Below are 24,550 nucleotides of genomic sequence, written 5' to 3' on the forward strand. Positions count from 1 at the left end.
TGCAGGGGGGACCCTGTGGGAGAGTAGGACGCCGCCGAACAATCATTGTGGGAAAGCCCCGCACCTTCTGGTGCGGGGCTTTTCTGCGTTTACGGCCCAACCGGCCTTACCATTCGACTGTGCACCGTGACGGTCTTCTTGTCCCTGCGCGGGTCCACCACGACGTACAGCGGGATGTATCCAGAGGGCCGGGTGGAGTTTAGGTTTGCGGCATGGGATACGAGCTGGTCATCTTCGACAACGACGGCGTCCTGGTGGACAGTGAGCCGATATCCAACGCCATCCTGGCCGAGTACCTGACCGAGCTGGGGCACCCCACCACCTACGAGGAGTCCGTGCGGGACTACATGGGGGCCGCACTGCACCGGGTGCACGACACCGTGCTGGCGCGGAGTGGGCAGCGGCTGCCCGCGGACTTCGACCGGGCCTTCCAGGCGCGGGTGTTCGCCGCCTTCGAGAGGGAGTTGAATGCCGTGAGCGGCGCGCGGGAGGTGTTGGAGGGGCTGCGCGGCCGCGGTGTGCGGTACTGCGTGGCCTCTTCCGGGAGCCATGAGCGGATCCGGGTCGGGCACCGGGTGGCCGGGCTGGATTCGTTCTTCGACGACGCCACCCTCTTCAGTGCCGAGGACGTCCGGAAGGGGAAGCCCGCCCCGGATCTCTTCCACCACGCGGGCCGGGTGATGGCGGCCCCGCCGGAGCGGTGTGTCGTCATCGAGGACAGCGGCCTCGGGGTGCAGGCCGCGCTCGCCGCCGGGATGACCGTGCTCGGGTACACGGCGATGACGCCGCCCGAGCGGCTGGCCGGGGCCACGGCGCTGTTCGACGACATGAAGGAACTTCCCGGCCTGCTCGCCGAATTGGGGTTGTGATCCATCTACCCACCGGTAGATGGCGGCCCTACGCTGTGCCGCCATGACAGACGATCTGCGGCTGCGGCGCGGGCGGGGCGCACTGGGGTTCGGCTTCTTCGTGCAGGGCGTGACCTTCGCGCTGCTCGTGACGCGGATCCCCGCCATCCAGGACCGGTACGGGATATCCGACGGGCTGCTGCCCGCCTTCCTCGCGGCCGTGCCGGTACTGGCGGGGGCGGCCAGCGTCGCCACCGAGCACCTCGTCAGGCGGGTCCCGCCCGCGGTCGTCCTGCGGTGGGCGCAGCCGGTGGTGCTGCTCGCGCTGCTCGGCGTGGGCGCCGGCACGCGGATGTGGCACGTGGCCGCGGCGCTCGGGGTGTTCGGGCTGGCCGTGGGGGCGTTGGACGCCTCCATGAACATGCTCGGCGTCAGCCTGCAGCAGGCGTACGGGCGGTCCATCATGCTGGGCTTCCACGCCGCGTACAGCCTCGGCGGGATCGTCGGTGCCTCCGCCGCCTGGGCCGGGGCCCACTGGCGCCTGGAGTTGTTCGCCTCCTACCTGCCCGCCGTGGCCCTGCTGCTGCCGCTCGCCCTCGCAGGGAGTCGGTTCTACGTCTCCTCCCGCGGGGAGGAGGGTGCTCCCGCCGACGCCGCCGGCCTCGGCGCCGGCGGGTTCCGGATGCTGCTGCCGCTGTGCCTGGTGATGGCGTGTGCGTACATCGGGGACTCGACCGTCTCCAACTGGAGCGCCAAGTACCTCCAGGACGTGCTCGGCAGTTCCGAGCAGCTGGCGACCGTCCCCTACAACCTGTACATGGTGACCACGCTGATCGGGCGGGCCGTGGGCGACCTCGGGGTGCGGCGGTTCGGTGCCGTGGCCGTGGTGCGCGCGGGGGCGGTCCTGGCGGCCGGCGGGTTCGGGGTCGTGGCCGTCGCGCCCGGGGCGTGGGCCGGCATGGCCGGGTTCACGCTGCTCGGGCTCGGGCTGTGCGTGATCGTGCCGCAGACCTTCGCGGCCGCGGGCCGGCTGTTCCCGGGATCCTCCGACACGGCCGTCGCCCGGCTCAACATCTTCAACTACGTCGGCTTCCTGGTCGGTTCGCCGCTCGTCGGCGGGCTCGGCGACGCCTGGAGCTACCGGGGGGCCATGCTGGTGCCGATGGCGCTGGTCCTGGTGACCCTGGTCCATGCCCGTTCGTTCGGGGGCGACGGCGCCCGCTACCGTGTGCGGCATGAGCCGCCGCGCGTTGTTGATGTGGGACGAGGCAGTAACGGGCTATGACTTCGGACCGGGTCACCCCATGGACCCGGTGCGCCTGGCGCTGACCATGGGCCTGGTGCGCGCCTTCGGGCTGGACCGGGAGGTCGAGCTGCGGGCGGCCCCGCCGGCGGGGGACTCGACCCTGCGGCTCGTCCACCGGGAGGACTACGTGGCCGCGGTCCGCGCGGTCTCCGCGGACCCCGGGACCGCCGACGGCTCGTACGGGCTGGGGACCATGGACGATCCGGCGTTCCACGGCATGCACGAGGCGTCCGCGCTGATCGCCGGGCAGTCGGTGGCGGCGGCCGAGGCGATCTGGCGGGGCGAGGCCGAGCACGCGGTGAACTTCGCGGGCGGCCTGCACCACGCGATGCCGGGCGGGGCCTCCGGGTTCTGCGTGTACAACGACGCTGCCCTCGCGGTGGCCCGGCTGTTGGAGCTGGGCGCCGAGCGGGTCGCGTACGTGGACGTGGACGTGCACCACGGCGACGGTGTGCAGGCGGCGTTCTGGGACGACCCGAGGGTGCTGACGGTCTCGCTGCACGAGCACCCCAGCACCCTGTTCCCGCAGACCGGCTGGCCGCAGGAGACGGGCGGGCCGGCTGCCGAGGGCTCGGCGGTGAACGTGGCGCTGCCCGCCGGGACCGGAGACGAGGGCTGGCTGCGCGCGTTCCACGCCACGGTGCCCGAGCTGCTGGAGGAGTTCCGGCCGCAGGTGCTGGTGACCCAGCACGGGGCGGACACGCACTTCGAGGACCCGCTCGCGCACCTGGCGGTCTCGCTGGACGCTCAGCGGGCGGTGCAGGAGTCCTGCCACCGCCTGGCCCACACGTACGCGGACGGCAGGTGGCTGGCGCTCGGCGGCGGCGGGTACGCGGTCGTGGACGTGGTCCCGCGCTCGTGGAGCCACCTGGTGGGCATCGCCGCGCACCGGCCCGTGGACCCGGAGTCGGCGCTGCCGGCGTCCTGGCGGGACGAGGTGTACGCGCGGACGCGGCAGCTGGCGCCGGCGCGGATGACGGACGGCCGGGAGGTCTCCTGGCGGGACTGGGAGGCGGGTTACGACCCGGCCGACCGGATCGACCAGGCCGTGCTCGCGACCCGGCGGGCGGTGTTCCCGCTGCGCGGCATGCTCACGTAGCGGTTAGAGCGGGTGGGGCGAAGTCGCCCCGGAGGTGCGGGCGCGGTGCAGCATCGTTACGCCAACGGTGGGGCCGTTCCCCGTAATCGGTGATCCGGCACAAGCGTTGCGGCAGCATCGAAGGCGTGTTGAGCACCGGCGCGCTGCGTGCGCATCTGCTGGCCGCCCGCCTCGCCGGGCCGATCGCGACGACCCGGGAGGAGAGCCTGCGCAGCTACCGGCTGTTCGCGGCGCGCGACCCGCGGGTGCTGCTGGGGCTCGAGCCGGAGGGGGCATGGGACGAGCGTGGCCTGCTGGGGCTGATGGCGGACAAGTGCGGGGTCTCGGGGGATCCCGGGCAGGTCAGCGGCTCGGACGTGATCGATCCGGAGCGGACGGTGGCCGCCCTTCAGGCCTTCGCGGAGCGGCTGCGCGCGGCGGCCGGAGCGCGTTCGCCCGTGTTGTTCGGCACGGGGCACCCCCACCGTCTCCTGCAGTTCTACGCCAGTTTGGCCCGGGCCCTGTCAGCGGCCGGCTGTGTCGTCCTCACTCCGGCGCAGGGGGCAAGAGTCGACATGGCGACCCGGTTCGGGGTACGCACGCACTGCCTCGATTACGTACGGGGGGTCGCGCTGGTGCGGGAACCCGGCGCGTGGCCTGAAGGGAGTGCCACCGGCGCGCACTCCCATTCACCGCTGCCGGTTCGGATGGCGCTCGGGGCCCTCGCGGACGCCGGAGGCCCGCTGCCGGAATTGGTGGTGGGGGACCATGGCTGGGTCTGCGGCGCAGGTCAGCTTGGTGTGGAGGCGATCGGCCTCGGGGATACGGACGACCCGGCCCTGTTCGTCGGGGAGGCCGAAGGGAGAATCGCGGTCGCCGTTCCGCTTGATGATGCGGTGTCGGCGGACTACTACCGACCGCTCGCACGGTATGTACTGGACCGGGCGAGCCTGCCGGGCGCGCAGGAGTGGCCGTAGCTCCTCTTCCCCACTCGTATCACACGCCCCTAATCTGGTGAGTGAGCGTGCGACGACGAGGAGTAACCGGAGGGGAAGCCGGTGCCCGTCATGCACGGAAGGTCAAGGTGTGTCATGGCTGCTGGCGAGAGGCCTCTCAGTGAGGTTCAGTTCCTGACCGTGGCGGAGGTCGCCTCGGTGATGCGAGTGTCGAAGATGACCGTGTACCGCCTGGTGCACAACGGTCATCTGCCCGCGATCCGGGTGGGCCGGTCCTTCCGGGTCCCCGAGAACGCGGTCCACGAGTACCTCCGAGAGTCGTATGTGGGGGTGGAGTCGGCCTGAGACTGACGCCCGCGACACCTTTGGGTCACGTTCGATCCACTCGGATTACAAGCTCGGAGCTCGGGCGGGTAGGCTAGGCCGACGTAGGTCGTGTGGGCCCAGACGCCCCGCACCGATCCCCGCTGGCGCGGGGATGTTCCGAGAAGTGAGCGAGGGTAGTCGTGGGCTCTGTTATCAAGAAGCGGCGCAAGCGGATGGCTAAGAAGAAGCACCGCAAGCTGCTCAAGCGCACCCGCGTCCAGCGTCGTAACAAGAAGTAAACGGCAGCTGTACGTGTTCTCCGCAGCCCCTCCACCATTCTGGTGGAGGGGCTGCGGTGTAGCCGGACCAGGCGGGGGACGACGAGGAAGGCGCTGAGCTCGTGGGGAAGGTCGTGCTCGTGACCGGGGCAGCCCGGCAGCTGGGGGGCCGCTTCGTGCGGCGCGTGCAGCGGGACCCGGACGTCGAACGGGTGATTGCGGTGGACGCGGTGGAGCCCACGCGCCCCCTCGGATCGGCCGAGTTCGTGCGGACCGACATCAGGCAGGTCTCCATCGCCCGCGTGCTCGCCGAGCACGCCGTGGACACGGTCGTCCACCTGGCCGTCACCGGAGGCAGCGCCGGGACGGGCGGCATGGGCAGCGCCGTGAAGGAGACCAACGTCATCGGGACGATGCAGCTCCTCGGCGCCTGCCAGAAGTCGCCGACGGTCCAGCGGCTGGTGGTGAAGTCCAGTACGAGCGTGTACGGGGGCGCCCCGCGGGATCCGGCCGTCTTCACCGAGACCACCCAGCCGAAGTCCCTGCCGCCGGGCGGCTTCGGCAAGGACGCCGCCGAGGTCGAGTCGTACGTACGGGGGTTCGCGCGCCGGCGGCCCGACGTGGCCGTGTGCGTGCTGCGCTTCGCGAACATCCTGGGCCCGTACGCGGACTCCGCGCTCGCCGAGTACTTCTCGATGCCGGTCCTGCCGACGGTGATCGGCTTCGACCCGCGGCTGCAGTTCGTCCACGAGGAGGACGTCCTCGAAGTGCTGCGCCTGGCCGCGCAGGAGCCGCGCCGCGGCACCCTCAACAGCGGCACCTTCAACATCGCCGGGGACGGCGTGCTGCTGCTCTCGCAGTGCGCGCGCCGACTGGGCCGGCCGACGGTGCCGCTGGTGCTGCCCGCGGTGACGTGGGTGGGGGCGGCGCTGCGGGCGGTGGGGGTGACGGAGTTCTCACCCGAGCAGATCAGACTTCTCACGCACGGGCGGGTCGTGGAGACCACGCAGATGCGGGAAGTGCTGGGATTCAAGCCGATGTACACCACCGCGGAGACCTTCGCCGATTTCGCGCGCGGCCGGGGCGGCGGGCTGCTGCCTCCGGAGCGGGCGGCGCGGGCCGTGGACCGGGTGGCGGGGCTGTTGGACGTCGGGGTTGCCGGAGCCGAAGAGGGAGCGCAGCGATAGTGGCGGACGCCAAGGTCATTCCGTTCGACGAGGACCGGCCGCGCCGGCGGGTCCCGGGGGTGCGCAGGGTGCGGGCGGTGCCCGCGCCGGCGCCTGCTCCGGACGCGGAGGAGCAGGCCGCCGAGGCGGACCGGGAGGCGGCCGCGGACGGCGCGGACGGCGGCCGCGCCGCGGGCGCCGGCAGGCCCGCCTGGGACCGGCGGATCGCGGGCGGTCTGGCGTTCCTGCGGCGCCGCATCACCGGGGAGTACGAGGTCGACGAGTTCGGCTACGACAAGGAGCTCACGGACCAGGTCCTGATGTCCTTGCTGCGGCCGCTGTTCGACAAGTACTTCCGGGTCGAGGTCAAGGGCATCGAGAACATCCCGGCCGAGGGCGGGGCGCTGATCGTGGCGAACCACTCCGGGACGCTGCCCCTGGACGGGCTGATGATGCAGGTGGCGGTCCACGACCACCACCCGGCGCAGCGGCACCTGCGGCTGCTGGCCGCGGACCTGGTGTTCATGCTGCCGGTGGTCAACGAGCTGGCCCGCAAGGCCGGGCACACGCTGGCCTGTTCGGAGGACGCGCAGCGGCTGCTGGAGGCCGGCGAGCTGGTCGGGGTCATGCCGGAGGGCTTCAAGGGGATAGGGAAGCCGTTCGGAGACCGGTACAAGCTCCAGCGGTTCGGGCGCGGCGGCTTCGTGTCGACGGCGCTGCGGGCGGGCACGCCGATCGTGCCGTGCTCGATCGTCGGCGCGGAGGAGATCTACCCGATGGTCGGCAACGCGAAGACGCTCGCTCGGCTGCTGGGGATCCCCTACTTCCCGCTGACGCCGACGTTCCCCTGGCTCGGCCCGCTGGGGGCCGTACCGCTGCCGACGAAGTGGACGATCCAGTTCGGGGAGCCGATCGCGACGGACGGGTATCCGCCGGAGGCCGCGGAGGACCCGATGCTGATGTTCAACCTGACGGACGAGGTGCGCGAGCAGATCCAGCACACCCTCTACAAGCTGCTGGTGCAGCGCAGGTCCGTCTTCTTCTGACGGGCTTCTTCTGACGGGCCGACCGGATACGACGAGGTGCCCGGCCCCCGCGGGGGCCGGGCACCTCCTCTGCGCCCTGCCCTAGTCGGCGTCCTCCGCCTTGAGGCCGAGGCCCGGGAGGAGGCCCGGGAGCAGGGGCGGCAGGGTGATCTCCGGCTCCGGCAGGCCCGGGGAAGCCGCCGGCGCCGTGGTGTCCTGGCCCGCGGGCGGGTGCAGGAGGTCGCCGGTGCCGCCGAGGAGGCCGCCCGGGGCCTGCGAGGGCTTGCCGCCGGACGTGGACGGTGCGGCCGGGGGCTGGCTGGCCGCGGGCGCGGGCGCGCCCTGGCCCGGTGCGGACTGCTGCGTCCCGGAGGGCGCGCTCGGCTTGGCCGGCGTGCCCGATCCGCGGCTCTGCTCCGGGGCCTTGGGGAGCAGGGCCTGCAGGGGCGCCACGTCATCGTCTATGGCCTGGAACACCGACTCGACCTGTCCGCCCACGTCGGTGAGCTGGGCGGGCAGCTTCTGGCGGAGCTGTCCCCAGGCGTCGCGGTGGGAGCGGGAGAACGTGGACAGCGCCTGGATCGGGCCGAGCGAGCCGTCCTTCTCGTACGCCGCCTGGAGCAGCCGGTGGCCTTCGGCGGCGTCGTGCCGCATGCCGTCGAGGGCGCGGCGGATCGCGGTGAGCGATTCGTGGTCCAGGTGGCCGGTGCGGCCGCGCTCCATCAGCCGGCGCGCCTCGAACAGGCGGTTGGACGCCTGGTCGAGGTAGAGCTCGCCGCGGTCGGCGTCCTCGTCGGCCAGCCCGAGCTTGAGGTCCTCCATGCCCCGTTTGACGGGGTAGAGGGTGTCACCGGGCAGGGCGTCGGTGCTGGCAGCGGCCACTCCGCTGAAGGCCCCGGCGGCCACACCCACGGTGAGGCCGCCCGCTGCGATGCCCTTGGACCAGCGGGAGCGGGGCCGCAATTTCCGGAGCGGGGTCGCCCGGTGGGCGCCGCGGCCGGCCCGCTGCTCGGGCACCTGAGGGTCCGAGGCGGCACCGCCTCCGGCCCTCTCCTCCATCACCATGGCCTCCATGGCGGCCACGAGCTGGGCTCGTTGCACCACTTTGACCTCGGGGTCCAGCTCCGGGCGCGGCAGCTCGCCGAGCACGCTCGCCAGGGCCAACAACCGTTCGTGGTCGGCAGGTTCGGCAGGTGCCTCGGACTGCTCGGCCGCCGGGTCCGGTTCGGAAAGGTCGGATGGGTTCCGATCCTCCAGGGCCTGGGCGAAGGCGTTCGCCCGCCGGTGCGGAGTCACGTTCGCGATCACTGGCGGCACCTCCTCTCGTCATGACGATCGACTCCCCAAGGTGTCCGGAAGGTTGCCTTCCTTGAGCACATCCACCCTTTCGAGTGAGCGGCTTCGGGCAGGGCTTGTCCACAGGGAGCCTGCATCCCGCACAACGAGCGGCGCGGCAGTTGGGTTACGGACGAAGGATGATCGGACCACAGCGTCATCGAGGGGTCACCGGTTGTGTGGATGGTGAGCGGTCGGGAGGGGTGGGGGGAGGGGGCACCAGGGAGGCGGGAGGAGGCGGGCGGGGACGGGGGCCGCGGCGGGGGAGGTGCGCAGGGGGCGGGGTTCAGCGGGCGTCTTCCGGCAGCAGGCGGGCCAGGGTGCGGACCGCCCGGTACTGGAGGGTCTTGATGGCGCCCTCGTTCTTGCCCATCACCCGGGCCGTCTCGGCGACCGACAGCCCCTGCAGGAAGCGCAGGGTCACGCACTCCTGCTGCTGGGGGTTCAGCTTGCGCACGGCCTCCAGCAGGGCCGCGTTGGAGAGCGACTCCAGGACCGAGTCCTCGGGGGACCGTTCCACCTCGTTGGCGTCCAGCATCTCGCCCGTGGTCACCTCCAGGCGGAAGCGGCTGGACTTGAAGTGGTCGGCGACCAGGTTGCGGGCGATCGTCACGAGCCAGGCGCCGAAGTCGCGGCCCTGCCAGGTGAAGGTGGAGATGCGGCGCAGGGCGCGCAGGAAGGTCTCGCTGGTGAGGTCCTCCGCGGTCGCCTTGCCGCCGACGCGGTAGTAGATGTAGCGGTAGACCGTGTCGCTGTACTGGTCGTAGAGCCGGCCGAAGGCCTCGGCCTCGCCGGCCTGCGCCCGTTCGACCAGGTCCATCATGCGGGCCTGGTCGCTGTCCGCGGTGGGGCGGCGCGCGGCCGGTGCGCTCGTGCCGGTGGCGGTTCCGCCGCCTGCGCGACCGCGTCTGCCCACCGTCGCCCCGCCGTCGGTCAGGGCATAGCAAGGACCGGCCGGGCCGAGGCCGGCGGCGAGGGCGGGGACGGCGTACGCGGTGGGGACGAAGCCGCGCAGGTGGTCGAGGACCGTTGCGCGCAGCGTAGCCAGGCCCGAGGCGTCAACCCCGACAGGTGGGTACACGGGACTCCCAGAGGCAGAGCTTCCATCACGTGCAGTGCGAGACCGTTCACCCGTCGTGGCGACAGATGGGCGGCGGCATGCGTCTGAGGAGAATAACGCTTCGTACAGGCAGCACTACACCCAGTTGCTCAAATCACCGATTCCGACACTTCTGTTGCGCCTCGAAGGCATATTCGGTCGCAATTGGTGATCGCTTACTGATCGGTTGGCGACGCGGAATGGGCGCTTCCACGGTGGCTCGCGACCGAGTCGCGCAGGCGTGCGTGCCCTCCCGCGCCGGCGGGTAAGGCTGAGGGAATGTCCGCCGCGGGGCGGCCGCGGAACGGCGCGCAGCGCGCCGCCGGGGCCCCGGCCTGCTGCGATGCAGGCGGCGGCCCGACTGCCGTACGGCGGGAGCTACTTGCGGCGGCGGTGCAGGGCGATGGCGGCGGCCGCGCCGCCCGCGATCGCGCCGACCCCGGCGGCCGCCGGGACGCCCACCTTCACGGCCTTGCGCCCGGTCCGATAGTCGCGCAGCCGCCAGTCGTGCTCCCGGGCATGCCTGCGCAGTTTTGTGTCGGGATTGATCGCGTAGGGATGCCCGACCAGTGACAGCATCGGAATGTCGTTGTGCGAATCGGAGTACGCCGCGCAGCGCTCCAGGTCGAGGTTCTCGGCCGCCGCCAGCGCGCGCACCGCCTCGGCCTTCGCGGGGCCGTGGAGCGGCTCGCCGACGAGGCGGCCGGTGTAGACGCCGTCGACGGACTCGGCGACCGTGCCCAGCGCCCCGGTCAGGCCGAGCCGGCGCGCGATGATCGTGGCCGTCTCCACGGGCGCGGCCGTGACGAGCCAGACCTTCTGGCCGGCATCGAGGTGGGCCTGGGCCAGGGCGCGGGTGCCGGGCCAGATCCGCTCGGCCATGTACTCGTCGTAGATCTCCTCGCCGATGGCCATCAGTTCGCTGACCTTGTGGCCCTTGACGATGGACAGGGCGCTGTCGCGGGCGTCCTGCATGTGCTCGGGGTCCTCGACCCCGGCGAGCCGGAACCAGGCCTGCTGCCAGGCGAAGCGGGCGAGCTCGCGGCGGCGGAAGAACTCCCGCTTGTACAGGCCGCGGCCGAAGTGGAAGATCGCCGCGCCCTGCATGACGGTGTTGTCGAGGTCGAAGAAGGCGGCGGCGAGGTCGTCGCCGGCCACCGGGAACTCCGGCTCGGCGGGTGCGGCGGGCTCCGCCGGTGCGGCTGCCGCGGCCGGCTCGGCCGGTGCGGCCGGGGAGGTGGGCGCAGCCGGAGGCGCGGCCTGTGCCTCGAGGCGCTGCGCGGTCTTGCGGGCGGCCTCGGCCGAGGCCTCGCCTGCCAGCACGCTCCGCGCGGTCGCGGAGCGCCTACGGGGGGTGAGCCATCCCAGAGCGGCCATGACGCGAGCATAGCCACTGTGTTCGGGACTTCCCGAACCGAAGGGATGCCGGGGGCGTGAACTCTGCGGTGCCTGGGTGTTACGGGGCGGCGCGCGAGAATGGTGGGCATGAGCCCTTTGCTGCGTCGTAAGGAAAAGAAGCTGCCCGGCGAGCGGATGGTCACGCTGGTCGGCAAGCCGGGGTGCCACCTGTGCGAGGAGGCCGAGGCGGTCGTCGCGGAGGTCTGCGCCGAGCTCGGGACACCGTGGGAGAAGAAGGACATCACGCAGGACGAGGAGCTCTACCGGCGGCACTGGGAGCAGATCCCGGTGGTGCTGATCGACGGCGAGCAGCACACCTTCTGGAGGGTGAACCCGGACCGGCTGCGGCGGGCATTGGAGGGCTGACCGCCGACCGGTTACCATCATGGGCGTTTTGTGCGGTCTCGGGGGCGTATCGATGAGGAGTGTGTACCGTTTTGCCCCCGACGGGATTTGAACGGGTTCGGCGTGTTGTGCGTTCCCGTCCCCACCACCCGGGCCGCGTGACCCCCATCACTTTGCGCGGACAAAGCGGACACAATCTTTGTGCACGCGTTCACAAAGACATAGCCTGCTGTCGACGGGGCGGTCCAGGGACAAGTGGCCGCCCACAGCCCCGCTCATCCCGCAGGAGCATCGTGGCAACTGGCCGAACTCACCGACCGGCGACCCGCAGCCGAGGTATCCCCGAGGCCACCGTCGCCAGGCTTCCGCTGTACTTGCGCGCCCTGACCGCGCTCTCCGAGCGCTCGGTCCCCACGGTGTCCTCCGAGGAGCTCGCGGCGGCGGCCGGAGTGAACTCCGCCAAGCTCCGCAAGGACTTCTCCTACCTGGGCTCCTACGGCACCCGCGGCGTCGGCTACGACGTCGAGTACCTCGTCTACCAGATCTCCCGCGAGCTCGGCCTGACCCAGGACTGGCCCGTCGTCATTGTCGGCATCGGCAACCTCGGCGCGGCCCTCGCCAACTACGGCGGCTTCGCCTCCCGCGGCTTCCGCGTCGCGGCCCTCATCGACGCCGACCCGGCCATGGCCGGCAAGCCCGTCGCCGGCATGCCCGTCCAGCACACCGACGACCTCGAGAAGATCATCGAGGAGAACGGCGTCTCCATCGGCGTCATCGCCACCCCGGCCGGCGCCGCCCAGCAGGTCAGCGAGCGGCTGATCGCCGCGGGCGTCACCTCCATCCTGAACTTCGCGCCGACCGTGCTGTCCGTCCCGGACGGCGTCGACGTGCGCAAGGTCGACCTGTCGATCGAGCTGCAGATCCTGGCCTTCCACGAGCAGCGCAAGGCCGGCGAGGAGACCGGCGCGCCCGCGGGCTCCGGCGAGGCCGCCGCCCCCGAGGGCTCCGCCTCCGGCTCCGGTGCGGGCGCGGGCGCCGGCGCGGCTCCGGCCGCCGCCGTGCTGCCCCCGGCCGCCGGCCCCCGCAAGAACGGCCCCGAGGGCGACGTCCCGGCGGTGATGCCGGCATGAGCCTGCTCGTCGTAGGCCTGAGCCACCGCAGCGCGCCGGTCAGCGTGCTGGAGCGCGCCTCCCTGTCCGCGGACGCCAAGGTCAAGCTGCTGCACGACACCCTCGCCGCCGAGCCGGCGACGGAGGCGGCGGTGCTCGCCACGTGCAACCGCATCGAGCTGTACGCGGACGTGGACAAGTTCCACGCCGGCGTCGCCGAGCTCTCCACGCTGCTGGCCCAGCACAGCGGAGTGGCCCTGGAGGAGCTCACCCCCTATCTGTACGTGCACTACGAGGACCGCGCCGTCCACCACCTCTTCTCGGTGGCCTGCGGCCTGGACTCGATGGTCGTCGGCGAGGGCCAGATCCTCGGCCAGATCAAGGACACCCTGGCCCTGGGCCAGGAGCTCCACACCGCCGGCCGGCTGCTCAACGACCTGTTCCAGCAGGCCCTGCGCGTCGGCAAGCGGGCGCACTCCGAGACCGGCATCGACCGGGCCGGGCAGTCGCTCGTCACCTTCGGCCTGGAGCAGCTGACCGCCGGGCGCGAGCCGGTGGAGTCCTGGGCCGCGGGCAAGCGGGCGCTGGTGATCGGCGCCGGCTCCATGTCCTCACTGGCCGCCGCCACCCTGGCGCGCGTCGGCGTCGCCGAGGTCGTCGTGGCGAACCGGACCGCGGAGCGCGCGGACCGTTTGGTCGAGATTCTGGTTGCCTCAGGCACAGGGGTGGCCGCACGGGCCGTCCCCATGGCCGGCGTCGCGGACGAGCTGACACGAGTCGACGTCGTCGTCTCCTGTACGGGCGCCACCGGACTGGTGCTCACCGGCGACGAGATCGCCGCGGCCGTCGACGGCGCGGTCGCCGAGGAGTCGGCTGCCGCAGCCGCCGCGGCCGACCCCGCGGCCGGCCCCGCCCTCGACCTCGACCCCGAGGTGGTCGCCCGGCTCGCCGCGGTCGCCGCCGCCGGCGGGCGCCTCGCCGACCTCGGCGGCGCCCGGACCATCAGCGCCGCCGTCGCCGCCGGTGACGGCTGCCCCGTCGACGTCCCGGCCTCCGCGGCCACCGCGGCCGCGGGCCGCGCCGCGCTCACCGGAGTCGACGCCACCTCCCTCGAACTGCACGGCACCTGGGCCGACCAGGGCGAGGCCGCCGCCCACCGGCAGCCCCGCAAGGACACCGCCGCCGGCGCCCGCGGCCGCGCCGACGGCGCGCCCGTACGCCTGGCCCTGCTGGACCTGGCCATGCCGCGCGACATCGACGCCGCCGCGCACCGGATCCCCGGGGTGCGCCTCGTCGACATCGAATCGCTCGCCGAGGCCTCCGCCGACGCGCCGATGGCCGCCGACGTGGACGCCGTCCGCGGCATAGTCGCCGACGAGGTGGCCGCCTTCGGCGCCGCCCAGCGCGCCGCCCACATCACGCCGACCGTCGTCGCCCTGCGCGCGATGGCCGCCGAGGTCGTCGCCATGGAGGTCGCCCGCCTCGACGGCCGCCTGCCCGAACTCGACCAGCGGCAGCGCGCCGAGGTCACCCAGACCGTACGGCGCGTGGTGGACAAGCTGCTCCACGCGCCCACCGTGCGCGTCAAGCAGCTCGCCAGCGAGCCCGGCGGCGCCGGCTACGCCGAGGCGCTGCGCGAACTCTTCGACCTCGACCCGCAGACGGTGGCCTCCGTCAGCCGGGCCGACCAGGACCACGACCCAGGACGGGCCTCATGAATTCACGTTCCGACCAGCCCCTCCGGCTCGGCACGCGGCGCAGCAAGCTGGCGATGTCCCAGTCCGGGCACGTCGCCGAAGCGGTCCGCGCCGTCACCGGCCGGCCCGTCGAGCTCGTGGAGATCACCACCTACGGCGACGTCTCCCGCGAGAACCTCGCGCAGATCGGCGGCACCGGCGTGTTCGTCACCGCCCTGCGCGAGGCGCTGCTGCGCGGCGAGGTCGACTTCGCCGTGCACTCGCTGAAGGACCTGCCGACCGCGCAGCCCGAGGAGCTCGTGATCGCGGCCATGCCGCTGCGCGAGGACCCGCGCGACGCGCTCGTCGCCCGCGACGGCCTGACCTTCGAGCAGCTGCCCGACGGCGCCCGCATCGGCACCGGTTCGCCGCGCCGCACGGCGCAGCTGCACCACTACGCGCGCGCCCTCGGCAAGCGCATCGAGACCGTCGCCATCCGGGGGAACGTCGACACCCGGATCGGCTACGTGCGCGACGGCGAACTCGACGCCGTCGTGCTCGCCGCCGCCGGACTGAACCGGATCGGCCGCAGCGACGAGGTCACCGACCACCTGTCGGTCGACAACGTGCTGCCCGCTCCCGGCCAGGGCGCCCTGGCCGTCGAGTGCCCCGCCTCCGACGAAGACCTCGTCGCGGCGCTCGGGCAGCTCGACGACCCGCACACCCGGGCCGCCGTGACCGCCGAGCGGTCCCTGCTCGCCGCCCTGGAGGCCGGCTGCAGTGCGCCCGTGGGCGCGCTCGCCGATCTTCTGGCCGACGGCCAGACTGTCAATGAAATGCGCCTGCGCGGCGTCGTCGGAACCCTCGACGGCGCGACGCTCGTGCAGCTGTCCACCACCGGTCCCGTGCCCCAGTCGTACGACGAGGCCATGGCGCTCGGCCGCGAACTCGCGGACGAGATGCTGGCCAAGGGCGCGGCCGGTCTGATGGGGGAGCGATCGCTTTGAACCCCTCACGTCCGACCACCACCTCCGCTCTTCCGGTCGCCGCCACCGGGCACGGGCACGTCACCTTCCTCGGTGCCGGCCCCGGTGACCCGGGTCTGCTGACGCTGCGGGCCGTCGAGGCGCTCGCCGCCGCGGACGTACTGATCGCGGAGCCCGAGGTGCTCGAGGTCGTACGCACGCACGCGCGTGCGGGAGTGGACACGCCGCAGCTGACGATCGCTGACGAGGCGTCAGCGGCCGCCGGTCTTCCGGTGATCCGGGATGCGAGCAATCTTGTCATGGAGGCCGCGCGGTCCGGCAGGCGGGTCGTGCGTGCCGTCACCGGCGACCCCGGGCTCGACGGCAACGCCGCCTCCGAGATGCTCGTCTGCGCGAACGAGGGCATCCCCTTCGAGGTGGTGCCGGGTGTCGCGACCGCCGTCGGCGTGCCCGCGTACGCGGGTGTGCCGCTGCGCGGCGAGCAGGGCGCGGACGTCCGGTTCGTCGACGCGCGGACCGCTTCGGCACGGTGCTGGAGCGAGGTCGGCGCGAGCACGGGCGTCGTGGTCGTCTCCGCCACGCTGGAGACCGTGCCGGGCGCGTGCGCGGAGCTCGTCGCGGCCGGGCGCGCCGCCGACACCCCGCTGACGGTGACCGTCGCCGGTACCACGACGCGGCAGCGCACGTGGAACGCGACGCTCGGGACGATCGCCCAGGTCTTCAAGCAGGGCAAGGTCCTGCCCTCGCCCGAGGGCGCCCGCCCCGTCATAGCCGTGGTCGGCGAGCAGGGGGCCGCGGCCGGGCGGCGCGAGGAGCTGGCCTGGTTCGAGTCGAAGCCGCTGTTCGGGTGGCGGGTGCTCGTGCCGCGCACCAAGGAGCAGGCCGCCTCGCTCTCCGACCAGCTGCGCTCCTACGGCGCGGTCCCGCACGAGGTGCCGACCATCGCCGTGGAGCCGCCGCGCACGCCGCAGCAGATGGAGCGCGCGGTCAAGGGCCTGGTGACGGGCCGGTACGAGTGGATCGCCTTCACCTCCGTCAACGCGGTCAAGGCGGTGCGCGAGAAGTTCGAGGAGTACGGGCTCGACGCCCGCGCCTTCGCGGGCATCAAGGTCGCCGCGGTGGGCGAGCAGACGGCGGCGGCACTGGTGGAGTTCGGCGTGAAGCCGGACCTCGTCCCGAGCGGTGAGCAGTCCGCGGCCGGGCTGCTGGAGGACTGGCCGCCGTACGACCCGGTCTTCGACCCGATCGACCGCGTCTTCCTGCCGCGCGCCGACATCGCGACGGAGACGCTGGTCGCGGGCCTGATAGAGCTCGGCTGGGAGGTCGACGACGTCACGGCCTACCGGACCGTGCGGGCGTCGCCGCCGCCGGCGGACACGCGCGAGGCGATCAAGGGCGGCGGCTTCGACGCGGTGCTGTTCACGTCGAGCTCGACGGTCCGGAACCTGGTCGGCATCGCGGGCAAGCCGCACAATGTCACGGTGATCGCGTGCATCGGCCCGGCCACGGCCAAGACGGCGGAGGAGCACGGCCTCCGCGTGGACGTCCTGTCCCCCGAGCCGAGCGTGAGCAAGCTCGCGGAGGCCCTGGCCGAGTACGGCGCGGCCCGTCGCGAGGCCGCGAAGGAGGCCGGCGAGTCGGTCTCCCGCCCGAGCGAACGCCGCCCGGGCGCCCGCCGCCGCCGCACCACCTGATCCGGCCCCGGCCTTGCCCCCGCTTGCGAAGCGGGGCCGATCTCAGCCCCACCCCCCGCTCCCGAAGCGGGGGGTGGGTGGGCCATTTCAGCCTCGCCGCGTTTGAGGTGCGGGTCCGGGCGGAGCCCGGTGCCCGGCGGAGCAGGGTTCCTTGGGGCTCCGCCCCAGACCCCGCGCCTCAAACGCCGGCGGGGCTGGAGTTGCCGGACCCGGCTTCGCATGGTGGCGGGCCTGCGGGACGGGAGCCGAGATGTGGAGCCCCGCCGGCGAGTGAGGCGGGGTGCAGGCGGCTCCCGGTTGGGGCCCGGCCAGGGCCTAGGCTGGGGGGACTGCTGTCGAGAAGAGGCGACCAAAGATGAGCGCGTACGGATCCTTCCCCGGCTCGCGGCCCCGCCGGCTGCGCACCACCCCGGCCATGCGGCGGATGGTCGCGGAGACCCGGCTGCACCCCTCGGACCTGATCCTCCCGGCGTTCGTCCGGGAAGGGATCTCCGAGCCGCTGGCGATCTCGGCCATGCCGGGCGTGGTCCAGCACACCCGCGACACGCTCCGCAAGGCCGCCGTGGAGGCCGTCGAGGCGGGCGTGGCCGGCATCATGCTGTTCGGCGTCCCGGCCGACGAGAACAAGGACGCGCTCGGCACGGCCGGCACCGAGCCCGACGGGATCCTGCAGGTCGCCATCCGCGACGTGAAGGCGGAGGTCGGCGACGACCTCGTCATCATGTCCGACCTGTGTCTGGACGAGTACACCGACCACGGCCACTGTGGCGTGCTCGACGCGCAGGGGCGCGTCGACAACGACGCCACCCTCGAGCGGTACGCCGAGATGGCCCAGGTCCAGGCCGACGCGGGCGTCCACGTGGTCGGCCCCAGCGGCATGATGGACGGCCAGGTCGGCGTCATCCGTGACGCGCTCGACGAGACCGGGCACGAGGACGTGTCCATCCTCGCCTACACGGCGAAGTATTCGTCCGCGTTCTACGGGCCGTTCCGCGAGGCCGTCGCCTCCAGCCTCCAGGGCGACCGCAAGACGTACCAGCAGGACCCGGCGAACGCCCGTGAGTCGCTGCGCGAGCTGGCGCTCGACCTGGAGGAGGGCGCCGACATGGTGATGGTCAAGCCGGCCGGCCCCTACCTGGACATCCTCTACCGGGTCGCGCAGGCCGTGGACGTGCCGGTGGCCGCGTACCAGATCTCCGGCGAGTACGCGATGATCGAGGCGGCCGCGGAGAAGGGCTGGGTGGAGCGGGACCGGGCCATCCTGGAGACGCTGACCGGCATCCGGCGGGCCGGCGCGGACACCATCCTCACGTACTGGGCCACCGAGGTCGCCGGCTGGCTCAACCGGGCCCGCTAGCACCCCCCTTGACCGGACGCGGCCGGGGCGCGGCCGGGAGCGGCCGGTTCCGCCGGGTTCGTGCTGCTCTACGCTGACCGCATGGCGAAGCAGCAGCGTGGCGAGGCCACCGTGGAACTCCTCCTGGCCACCGCCCTGCGCGTGTACGCCGCATCCGGCCAACAGGGCTTCACCGTCAACGCCGTCACCGCTGCCAGCGGCGTGAGCCTCGGGAGCCTCTACCACCACTTCGGCAGCTTCGACGGGCTGGCGGCCGCCCTGTACACGCGGTGCATGGGGCGGCTCTTCGCGGAGCTGACGGCCGCCGTCACGCGGGCCCGCACCGCCCGTACCGGGGTGAAGGCGCTGGTGGGCGCCTACCTGAAGTTCACCCGGGAGGAGCGGGACGCCGCGCTCTTCCTGCACGCCTCGGCGTACTCCGGCTACCTCGCCGTGCACGCCGAGGAGATCCGCGCGGCCAAGGAGGAGCAACTGGCCGCGATCATCGGCTGGATGGGCGCGCGGATGGCGAAGGGCGAGATCGTCCCGCTGCCCGGGCCCCTGGTCGAGGTCATGGTCATGGGGCCGGTGACGGAGGCGGCCCGGCGCTGGCTGTCCAGCACGTACGAGCTGGACCTCGACCAGGCGGAGCGGCTCCTGCCGGACGTGATCTGGCGTGCGCTCAAGCCGGAATGATTTTGAATAATTTTCTAGAAATTCGCTCCACTGTCGGCGCCTTGGCAGGCCACAATGGCGGGAGTGCATGCGGAAGCCCCCGCCTCCCCCGGGGGAGGAGGCGGAGGCTTCCCGTGCGAACGCTCGCCTACGGCTTCGCAGGCGCCGCGGCGGCCTTGTCGGCCTGAACGGTCTTGGCGTTGGCCGTCTTGGCTGTCGCCGTCTTGTCCTCCTTGCCCTGCGGGCGGTCCGGGTCGAGCTTGAGGTCCTCGATGTCCGTGAAGTCGATGCTCGTCTGCGCTTGCGTGGACGACGGGTACGCGACGAGCGCCGAGCCCGTGCCCGCCTTCTCGGCCCGCTGCTCGTGCATCTCCGCGTTCGGCGAGCCGCTCCGCAGGACCAGTTCGTCGCCCTTCGCGGCCTCGACCCCGGTCGGCGGGCCGCCGTCGACGGCCAGCTGGGCGCTGACCGCGTCGTCGACGGTGATGTCCACCCGGTCCCGCCCGCCGCGGGCCAGGATCCCGATCCGCTCGGTCTGCCCCGTCGTCACGCGCAGGCCCAGCAGCGCCCGGAGCTTCGCGGGGCCGCGCACGCCCAGCGGCAGCGCCTCCACCCGCAGCGTGGTGAAGGTGTCCACCACGCCCCGGATCACGTCGCCCCGGTTGGTGCCCACGAGGGTCACCTCGTCGTCACCGGCGTCGGTGTTGACCGCCACATCGCCCTTGACGTGCGAGAAGGCGAGGGTCTGCGCGTAGCTCGTACGCGTCAGCCGGCCGCTGTCCACGCCCGTCGGGGTGAAGGTCAGGTGGTCGTCGCGGGCCCCGCCGCGCACGGCCACGCCGTGCCCGTTCGCATCGAGGTCCACCAGCGGAATGCCGAGGATGCCGACGTAGCCGCCCGGGACGCCCGGGTAGCCGGTCACCCGGCCCGCCGCGATGTCCACCAGCACGTCCGACGAGGCGCCCGTGAGGTGCAGGGCGTGCTTGGCGATGGTGACCTTCAGGGAGGGGGAGGGTTCGCTCACGTTGCCCGCCAGGTCCTCCAGCCGCACCGCGAAGCCGTACCTGCCGTCGCGCAGGGCCGCGCTGACGACCTCGTAGTCGCCCTCGGGGGTGGCGGTGTCCTTGCCGACCACGGCCGCGCTGCCCTTGGCCGGGGTGGCCAGCAGCCGTACGAGGGCGTTCGGCTCGACCCCGAAGCCCTGGAAGGCGGGCTTGTCGACGGTGGTGATGTCGTCGATGTCGTTGCCGCCGGAGTCGCTCGACGCCAGCAGGTCCGGCGCGGCGGTCGGCGCGGCCGGGGCGGTCGTGTCGAGCTGGACGAGCAGGCGGTGCGCGCTCTCCGGGCCCGAGCCGACGGTGTGGCCGGTGCCGGGGGCGCCCGGGTCGTCCGACGGATCCACCACGACCACCTCGGCGGTGATCAGGTTCTCGCCCTCCGTCAGGACCGGGTCCAGGTGGATCTGGTACAGGCCCGGCCGCGCCACCGGGTCCACCGGCTGGGCGAAGCCGACGCGCTGCCCGTCGCGCTCCACGGCCACCTTGAAGCCCGGCGCGTCGTCCGCGAGGGTCGCCGTGGAGTTCTGCGGGGACAGCGCGATGCCGGCGGCGCGCAGCTCGGCGTCGTCCACGCGCAGGAACAGGTCCGGTCCGGCGATGCGGGTGACGTCGTCGTTGTCGAAGCGGCCCGAGTCCGACTCCCGCTTGAGGTCAAGGCCGAACGGCTCGGGCGCCGCCCGGTTCGCCACGGCCAGGTCGTACACGGCCTGCGGCGGGGCGGTCGGCGCGGCGTCGCCCGGCCGCGTCGGGTCGGCCACGCCGCTGTCGCTGACCGCGAGGAAGTACGGCTCGTCCTGCACGACCGGGATCGCCAGCCGGCTCGTGGAGCTGCCGGCGCGGACGGTCGCGGGCGTCCCGGTCGCCACCTTGGTGCCGTACTTGTCGTACGCGCGCACGACCAGTCCGGAGACCACCTCGTTGAATGCGACCTCGGCGGTGACGTGCCCGGTGTGGCGCGGCTCGATCCGGAAGAAGTCCACGTCGGTGGCCGAGTGCAGGGTCAGCTTGGCCCGGTTGAACCGGTCGTCCGAGCCGAGGTCCGCGGCCACCGCCGTGTCGGTGGACTCGTTGGGCTCCAGGGCGTCGGGGAAGGCCCCGAGGGTGGAGAACACGTCGAAGTACGTGGTCTGCGCGCCCTGCGCCGGAGCGGTCGCGGTGGGCGGGGTGGTGTTGCCGGTCCAGGTCGCGTAGCCGATCCCGTCGACCGTCCACAGGCCGTTGTACTCGCCGATCCGCAGGGTCTGGTTCGTCGATCCGGTGGCGCAGGAGAACCGGCAGGGGGCGTTCAGGTCCGGGTCGAACGGGGCGTCGCCGACCCGGAAGTCCGGCGACCAGGTCTGGCCGCCGTCCCGGCTGGCGGACCCGTACAGCTCCAGCAGGAAGTCGTTGCTGCCGTTGGGGCCGGTGCCGTTGTTGGTGCGGCCGGAGCGGTTGTCGTACCAGGTGACGACGGCGTTGCCGTCCTGGTCGATGTGCGCGGTCGGCATCACGGCGAAGGTCTGGCCCGGCCCGTGGTCCACGCGGCCGCGGGTGAAGGTCTGGCCGTTGTCCGTGGAGCGGGCGATGACGACGTCGGCGTCGTCGCCGTTGCCGAAGCTGTTGTTCGGGTCGTCGTTGGAGACCACGTACACGTTGCCCGGGCGGGCCGGGTCCGGCAGGATCCACGGCTGCATGCTGCCCTGGAGCCAGAAGTCGGTGCCGGGGACGTCGCCGCCCGGGGTGTCCTGCACGTTGCAGGTGACCGTGGCCTGGCCGTTGGCGAACGCGGCCGTCTTCTGCTCGACGGTGCCGGCCGCGAGGTTCGCCCCGCCGGAGCCGTCGCGCAGCAGCTGGACCGAGCCCTGGTTGGCGTTGCCGTCGGCGCCCTCGTTGCAGAGGTTGGCGTGGTACGCCACGTACAGGTCGCCGTTCGGCCCGACGGCGGCGTGCGAGGGCCACACGTTGCCCTCACCGGCCGCGGAGACCCCGGCGGGCGCGGACCAGGCCATCGCGCCGCTGGTGAGGCGGGAGAACTGCACCTGCCAGGGGGACGCGAGGTGCGTCCAGACCAGGTACAGGTTGTCCCGGTAGGGGCTGGCGGGGTTGGCGTCGGCCACCAGCCACGGCTTGTCGTGGTTGGAGGTGCTGTTCCCGCTGACCTGGGTCGCGGTGTACGTCTGGGTGCCGGGGGTGGTGGTGTCGTTGATGCGGCCGACGCCCACGCCGAAGCGGGGGGCGGTGTTGAAGTTCGTCGAGAGGTGGGCGACGAACAGCCGGCCCTGCGAGTCGAAGGCGAGGGACGGGTCACCGCTGCACGGGAGGGTCGAGTTCCGCCTGATCGGGAAGCCGTCCTTGCCGTAGTTCAGGTCGATGCGGACGGTGCATCCCTGCATCACCGCGACCTGGCTCGGCCGCCGGGGGTTCACGGTGGCGTTGTGCGGCTCGTTCCCGACGTTCCCGAGCCCGCGGTCGGTACCGGCGTGGGCGGGGGTGGCGGCTCCTACGACCCCGAGGGCCGCGAGGGCCGAGACGCCAACGAAGGCCGACAGCACCAGGAGCATGCTGCTGAGGGCGGCCAGGAGGCGCCGCGGGTGGGGGTGTCGACGTTGGCTCCGGGGGCTCACCATGCGCCGCCCACCTGGTGTCTGGCTCTGCTCATCCCTCTCCTTCCGGCGCTGCCTGCGCTGTGTGCGAGAGGACTGTGGCACCGCGGCGGGGACGGCCCCGGGGCGCCGGGGATCGCGTCACGGGAATTCATCAAGATCCCCGACAGAATCACCTGGGTGGCGGAGCCGGGCATGGGGAAGGGCCGCCCCCGGGTGGGGTGGCGGCCCTGGTCAGGCGGGGTCTGGCGCGTGGTGCCTAGGCGCCGACCCAGCCGGTCAGCCGCGCCCAGCTGGCGGGCGCGAGGGTGAGGGTGGGGCCGTTGGGGACCTTGGAATCGCGGACGTGGATCCTGTCGGTGGGGCAGACGGCCGCTTCGACGCAGTTGCCGCCTTCGCTGCCGCTGTGGGACGACTTCCGCCAGGCAATGGCCACTTCCAGGCACTGGCCGCCCTCGCTGCCGCTGTAGCTGGACTTGAACCACTTCAGTGCGGTGCTCATAGCTCTCCTAGCAACCGGTCCAACAGGTCCTTCGTCTCGACGAAGTTGAGGGCCTGTGACCGCAGCATCGCATACTTCTGCGAGAGGATGCTGACCTCGTTCGGGTCACGTACGAGGATGCTGCCGCGTTGGGTCTCCGAGTACGCGAGGAGCTGGTGCTCGGGTGTTTCCAGCAAGGTGAACGGGCCATCGAGGCCCGCGTGTGCGGTGATGCCGAGTGGCAGTACCTGGATGGAGATGGCCGGGCGGTCGGCGCAGGCCCTCAGGTGCCGAAGCTGCTCCCGGTACACCGCGTCTCCGCCGATCCGGTCGCGAAGTGCCCCTTCGCAGATCACGAAGCTGAGCGTGGGCGGGATCGGGCGGCGCAAGATCTCCTGACGTTTCATGCGGCGGGCAGTCTGGAGCTCGATCTTTTCCTCGCCGATGAACGGCACGCGGCAGCTGAGCACAGCGCGCGCGTACTCCTCTGTCTGGAGCAGTCCGGGCACGGCCAAGGTGTCGAACCAGGAGAGGGCCAGCGCCTCGGCCTCCCGTTCCATGTACTCCTCTGCCCAGGCCGGGATCATGTCGACCTCCGGCAGCCGGTTGGCGGCGACGGTCAGCAGGCCCGGCAGGCCCAGGATCCGGTCGAGGCGCTCGGCGACGTCCGGCATCAGGACTCGTCTGCCCTGCTCGATCGAGGCCAGCGTCTCGATGTCCACGATGGCCTTTTCGGCGAGTGCGCGCTGTGTCAGTCCTTTGGCGGTGCGACCGGTGGCGACTTGGTCGCCGACCATCTTCATTGCTGTCGCGTTGGGCCGAGGCCGCTTCCTTGGTGGCATGAATCCGAACTCCCCACCTGAGCACGAGAGATAGCCGTACCAACCCGTACTGAGTGGAGAGTACGAGTGGGTCGACTCCCTCACGTTAATCACGCACCGCGACGATCGCGCCGTGAATCTCGATATTCAACCCGCCCTGCTGCGGGAGCGCCTCTACCCCCGAAGTCGCCAAACGGTGGCGTCAGCCAGGGAGTTCACGGCGGTGACACTGCACGCGTGGGGTGTCACATCACGCCTCGATGACATGTCGCTCTGCGTGAGCGAGCTGGCCACCAACGCCCTGCTCCACGGCGTACCGCCCGGCCGCGGCTACCTGCTGCGGCTGCTCCGTTTCGACGGGGCGGTCCGGATCGAGGTGCACGACAGCGGGGGCGGCCGGCCGCGCATCGAGAGCCGAGACGCGGACGCGCCCGGCGGCCGGGGGCTGCTACTGGTGGCGGCGGTCGCCGACCGCTGGGGCGTCGGGCTGCGCGTACCGGGAAAGGTGGTGTGGTGCGAGTTCGCCGGATGACCGCCCGAGCGCGAGGGCGATGAGCAGCCCGAAGGCGAGGGCGGCGGTGGCGGTGCGGGCGTCGTTGAAGAGCTCCCAGCGGCGCAGGACCTCCGCGTAACCGGGCGGCGGCGAGGTGGCGGCCCACTGCTTGATGCGGCCGTTGATCGGGACGTTCCCGAACCGCGTGATCAGGAACGAGGCCACCGCCAGCAGCCCGGCCGCCCCGGCCAGGCGGCGCGCCCGGCCGCGTACCGAGGCGGCCAGGGCGAGGGAGCTCAGGGCCGAGGCCGCCATGGTGGCCTGCATGGTGATGCCGTTCATCTTCATCAGCTCGGCGTGGAAGTCGAGCCGCATCTCGATCGGCACCGCGTTGAAGGTCGGGACCAGGTTGGCGGCGCCGTAGCCGAAGGCGCCGGCCAGCAGGCCGGTGGAGAAGAGGGCGAGGCCCAGGAGGGGTCGGGGGCGGGAGCGCACGGCC

At 72.4% G+C, this 24,550-nt stretch carries 23 protein-coding genes; 16 read left to right on the forward strand and 7 right to left on the reverse strand.

The features are described from left to right. Positions 1–212: 212 nt before the first annotated feature. The 8 genes from AB0953_RS33090 to AB0953_RS33125 all read left to right on the forward strand — a co-directional run bounded on the left by AB0953_RS33090 (position 213) and on the right by AB0953_RS33125 (position 6,984). Positions 213–869, forward strand: coding sequence for an HAD family hydrolase (locus tag AB0953_RS33090; protein WP_366863289.1), 657 nt, complete (start codon positions 213–215; stop codon positions 867–869). A gap of 43 nt (positions 870–912) precedes the next feature. Continuing rightward, positions 913–2,133, forward strand: coding sequence for an MFS transporter (locus tag AB0953_RS33095; protein WP_366863290.1), 1,221 nt, complete (start codon positions 913–915; stop codon positions 2,131–2,133). Next, complete coding sequence (locus AB0953_RS33100) at positions 2,084–3,253, forward strand: acetoin utilization protein AcuC (protein WP_366863291.1); 1,170 nt, start codon at positions 2,084–2,086, stop codon at positions 3,251–3,253. The genes AB0953_RS33095 and AB0953_RS33100 overlap by 50 nt, the downstream gene beginning before the upstream one ends. Before the next feature lie 125 nt (positions 3,254–3,378). Next, positions 3,379–4,209, forward strand: a complete 831-nt coding sequence (locus tag AB0953_RS33105; RefSeq protein WP_366863328.1) for a phosphatase — start codon at positions 3,379–3,381, stop codon at positions 4,207–4,209. A gap of 114 nt (positions 4,210–4,323) precedes the next feature. Continuing rightward, positions 4,324–4,533 carry a helix-turn-helix domain-containing protein gene (locus AB0953_RS33110; RefSeq protein WP_008738568.1) on the forward strand — a complete coding sequence of 70 codons (210 nt, stop codon included), beginning with the start codon at positions 4,324–4,326 and terminating at the stop codon, positions 4,531–4,533. A gap of 161 nt (positions 4,534–4,694) precedes the next feature. Further along, complete coding sequence (locus tag AB0953_RS33115; protein ID WP_003948845.1) at positions 4,695–4,793, forward strand: AURKAIP1/COX24 domain-containing protein; 99 nt, start codon at positions 4,695–4,697, stop codon at positions 4,791–4,793. A 101-nt stretch (positions 4,794–4,894) separates the two neighbouring features. Beyond that, a complete protein-coding gene (locus AB0953_RS33120; RefSeq protein WP_366863292.1) occupies positions 4,895–5,959 on the forward strand; it encodes an NAD-dependent epimerase/dehydratase family protein in 1,065 nt (354 codons plus the stop codon). Further along, a complete protein-coding gene (locus AB0953_RS33125) occupies positions 5,959–6,984 on the forward strand; it encodes a lysophospholipid acyltransferase family protein (RefSeq protein ID WP_366863293.1) in 1,026 nt (341 codons plus the stop codon). The genes AB0953_RS33120 and AB0953_RS33125 overlap by 1 nt, the downstream gene beginning before the upstream one ends. An 81-nt stretch (positions 6,985–7,065) precedes the next feature. Here AB0953_RS33125 and AB0953_RS33130 read toward each other — a convergent pair whose 3' ends face one another. From AB0953_RS33130 to AB0953_RS33140, 3 genes are all read right to left on the reverse strand, one after another. Continuing rightward, positions 7,066–8,271, reverse strand: a complete 1,206-nt coding sequence (locus tag AB0953_RS33130; protein ID WP_366863294.1) for a DUF5667 domain-containing protein — start codon at positions 8,269–8,271, stop codon at positions 7,066–7,068. A 313-nt stretch (positions 8,272–8,584) separates the two neighbouring features. Then, on the reverse strand, positions 8,585–9,379 hold the full coding sequence (locus AB0953_RS33135; RefSeq protein WP_366863295.1) for an ECF subfamily RNA polymerase sigma factor, BldN family: 795 nt from the start codon (positions 9,377–9,379) through the stop codon (positions 8,585–8,587). A gap of 396 nt (positions 9,380–9,775) precedes the next feature. Further along, positions 9,776–10,774 (reverse strand): HAD-IB family hydrolase, encoded by a 999-nt coding sequence (locus AB0953_RS33140; protein WP_366863296.1) that lies wholly within the window; start codon positions 10,772–10,774, stop codon positions 9,776–9,778. 108 nt (positions 10,775–10,882) lie between these two features. On the opposite strand from AB0953_RS33140, the gene AB0953_RS33145 reads away from it, so the two are divergent. From AB0953_RS33145 to AB0953_RS33175, 7 genes are all read left to right on the forward strand, one after another. Next, positions 10,883–11,161 (forward strand): glutaredoxin family protein, encoded by a 279-nt coding sequence (locus tag AB0953_RS33145; protein WP_366863297.1) that lies wholly within the window; start codon positions 10,883–10,885, stop codon positions 11,159–11,161. 272 nt (positions 11,162–11,433) lie between these two features. Then, entirely contained in the window at positions 11,434–12,270 is an 837-nt protein-coding gene (locus AB0953_RS33150; protein WP_366863298.1) for a redox-sensing transcriptional repressor Rex, read from the forward strand. After that, positions 12,267–13,967, forward strand: coding sequence for a glutamyl-tRNA reductase (locus tag AB0953_RS33155; protein ID WP_366863299.1), 1,701 nt, complete (start codon positions 12,267–12,269; stop codon positions 13,965–13,967). Before AB0953_RS33150 ends, AB0953_RS33155 begins: the two co-directional genes overlap by 4 nt. Beyond that, a complete protein-coding gene (hemC, locus tag AB0953_RS33160; protein WP_366863300.1) occupies positions 13,964–14,932 on the forward strand; it encodes a hydroxymethylbilane synthase in 969 nt (322 codons plus the stop codon). Before AB0953_RS33155 ends, hemC begins: the two co-directional genes overlap by 4 nt. Beyond that, positions 14,929–16,605, forward strand: coding sequence for a bifunctional uroporphyrinogen-III C-methyltransferase/uroporphyrinogen-III synthase (locus tag AB0953_RS33165; protein ID WP_366863301.1), 1,677 nt, complete (start codon positions 14,929–14,931; stop codon positions 16,603–16,605). The genes hemC and AB0953_RS33165 overlap by 4 nt, the downstream gene beginning before the upstream one ends. Before the next feature lie 355 nt (positions 16,606–16,960). Next, on the forward strand, positions 16,961–17,962 hold the full coding sequence (gene hemB, locus AB0953_RS33170) for a porphobilinogen synthase (protein WP_366863302.1): 1,002 nt from the start codon (positions 16,961–16,963) through the stop codon (positions 17,960–17,962). Between the two features lie 81 nt (positions 17,963–18,043). Then, positions 18,044–18,637 (forward strand): TetR/AcrR family transcriptional regulator, encoded by a 594-nt coding sequence (locus AB0953_RS33175; RefSeq protein WP_366863303.1) that lies wholly within the window; start codon positions 18,044–18,046, stop codon positions 18,635–18,637. Between the two features lie 127 nt (positions 18,638–18,764). Here AB0953_RS33175 and AB0953_RS33180 read toward each other — a convergent pair whose 3' ends face one another. The 3 genes from AB0953_RS33180 to AB0953_RS33190 form a co-directional block, all read right to left on the reverse strand. Next, positions 18,765–22,280 (reverse strand): Ig-like domain-containing protein, encoded by a 3,516-nt coding sequence (locus tag AB0953_RS33180; RefSeq protein WP_366863304.1) that lies wholly within the window; start codon positions 22,278–22,280, stop codon positions 18,765–18,767. A gap of 235 nt (positions 22,281–22,515) precedes the next feature. Next, positions 22,516–22,758, reverse strand: coding sequence for a DUF397 domain-containing protein (locus AB0953_RS33185; protein ID WP_366863305.1), 243 nt, complete (start codon positions 22,756–22,758; stop codon positions 22,516–22,518). Further along, entirely contained in the window at positions 22,755–23,540 is a 786-nt protein-coding gene (locus AB0953_RS33190) for a helix-turn-helix transcriptional regulator (protein ID WP_366863306.1), read from the reverse strand. Before AB0953_RS33190 ends, AB0953_RS33185 begins: the two co-directional genes overlap by 4 nt. A gap of 241 nt (positions 23,541–23,781) precedes the next feature. On the opposite strand from AB0953_RS33190, the gene AB0953_RS33195 reads away from it, so the two are divergent. Beyond that, positions 23,782–24,090 (forward strand): ATP-binding protein, encoded by a 309-nt coding sequence (locus AB0953_RS33195; RefSeq protein WP_366863307.1) that lies wholly within the window; start codon positions 23,782–23,784, stop codon positions 24,088–24,090. Here the strand turns inward: AB0953_RS33195 and AB0953_RS33200 are convergent. Beyond that, positions 24,007–24,546, reverse strand: a complete 540-nt coding sequence (locus AB0953_RS33200; RefSeq protein WP_366863308.1) for a DUF1772 domain-containing protein — start codon at positions 24,544–24,546, stop codon at positions 24,007–24,009. The genes AB0953_RS33195 and AB0953_RS33200 overlap by 84 nt on opposite strands. Positions 24,547–24,550 lie beyond the last annotated feature (4 nt).

The organism is Streptomyces sp. NPDC046866 (assembly GCF_040704625.1).
Taxonomy (GTDB): Bacteria; Actinomycetota; Actinomycetes; order Streptomycetales; family Streptomycetaceae; genus Streptomyces.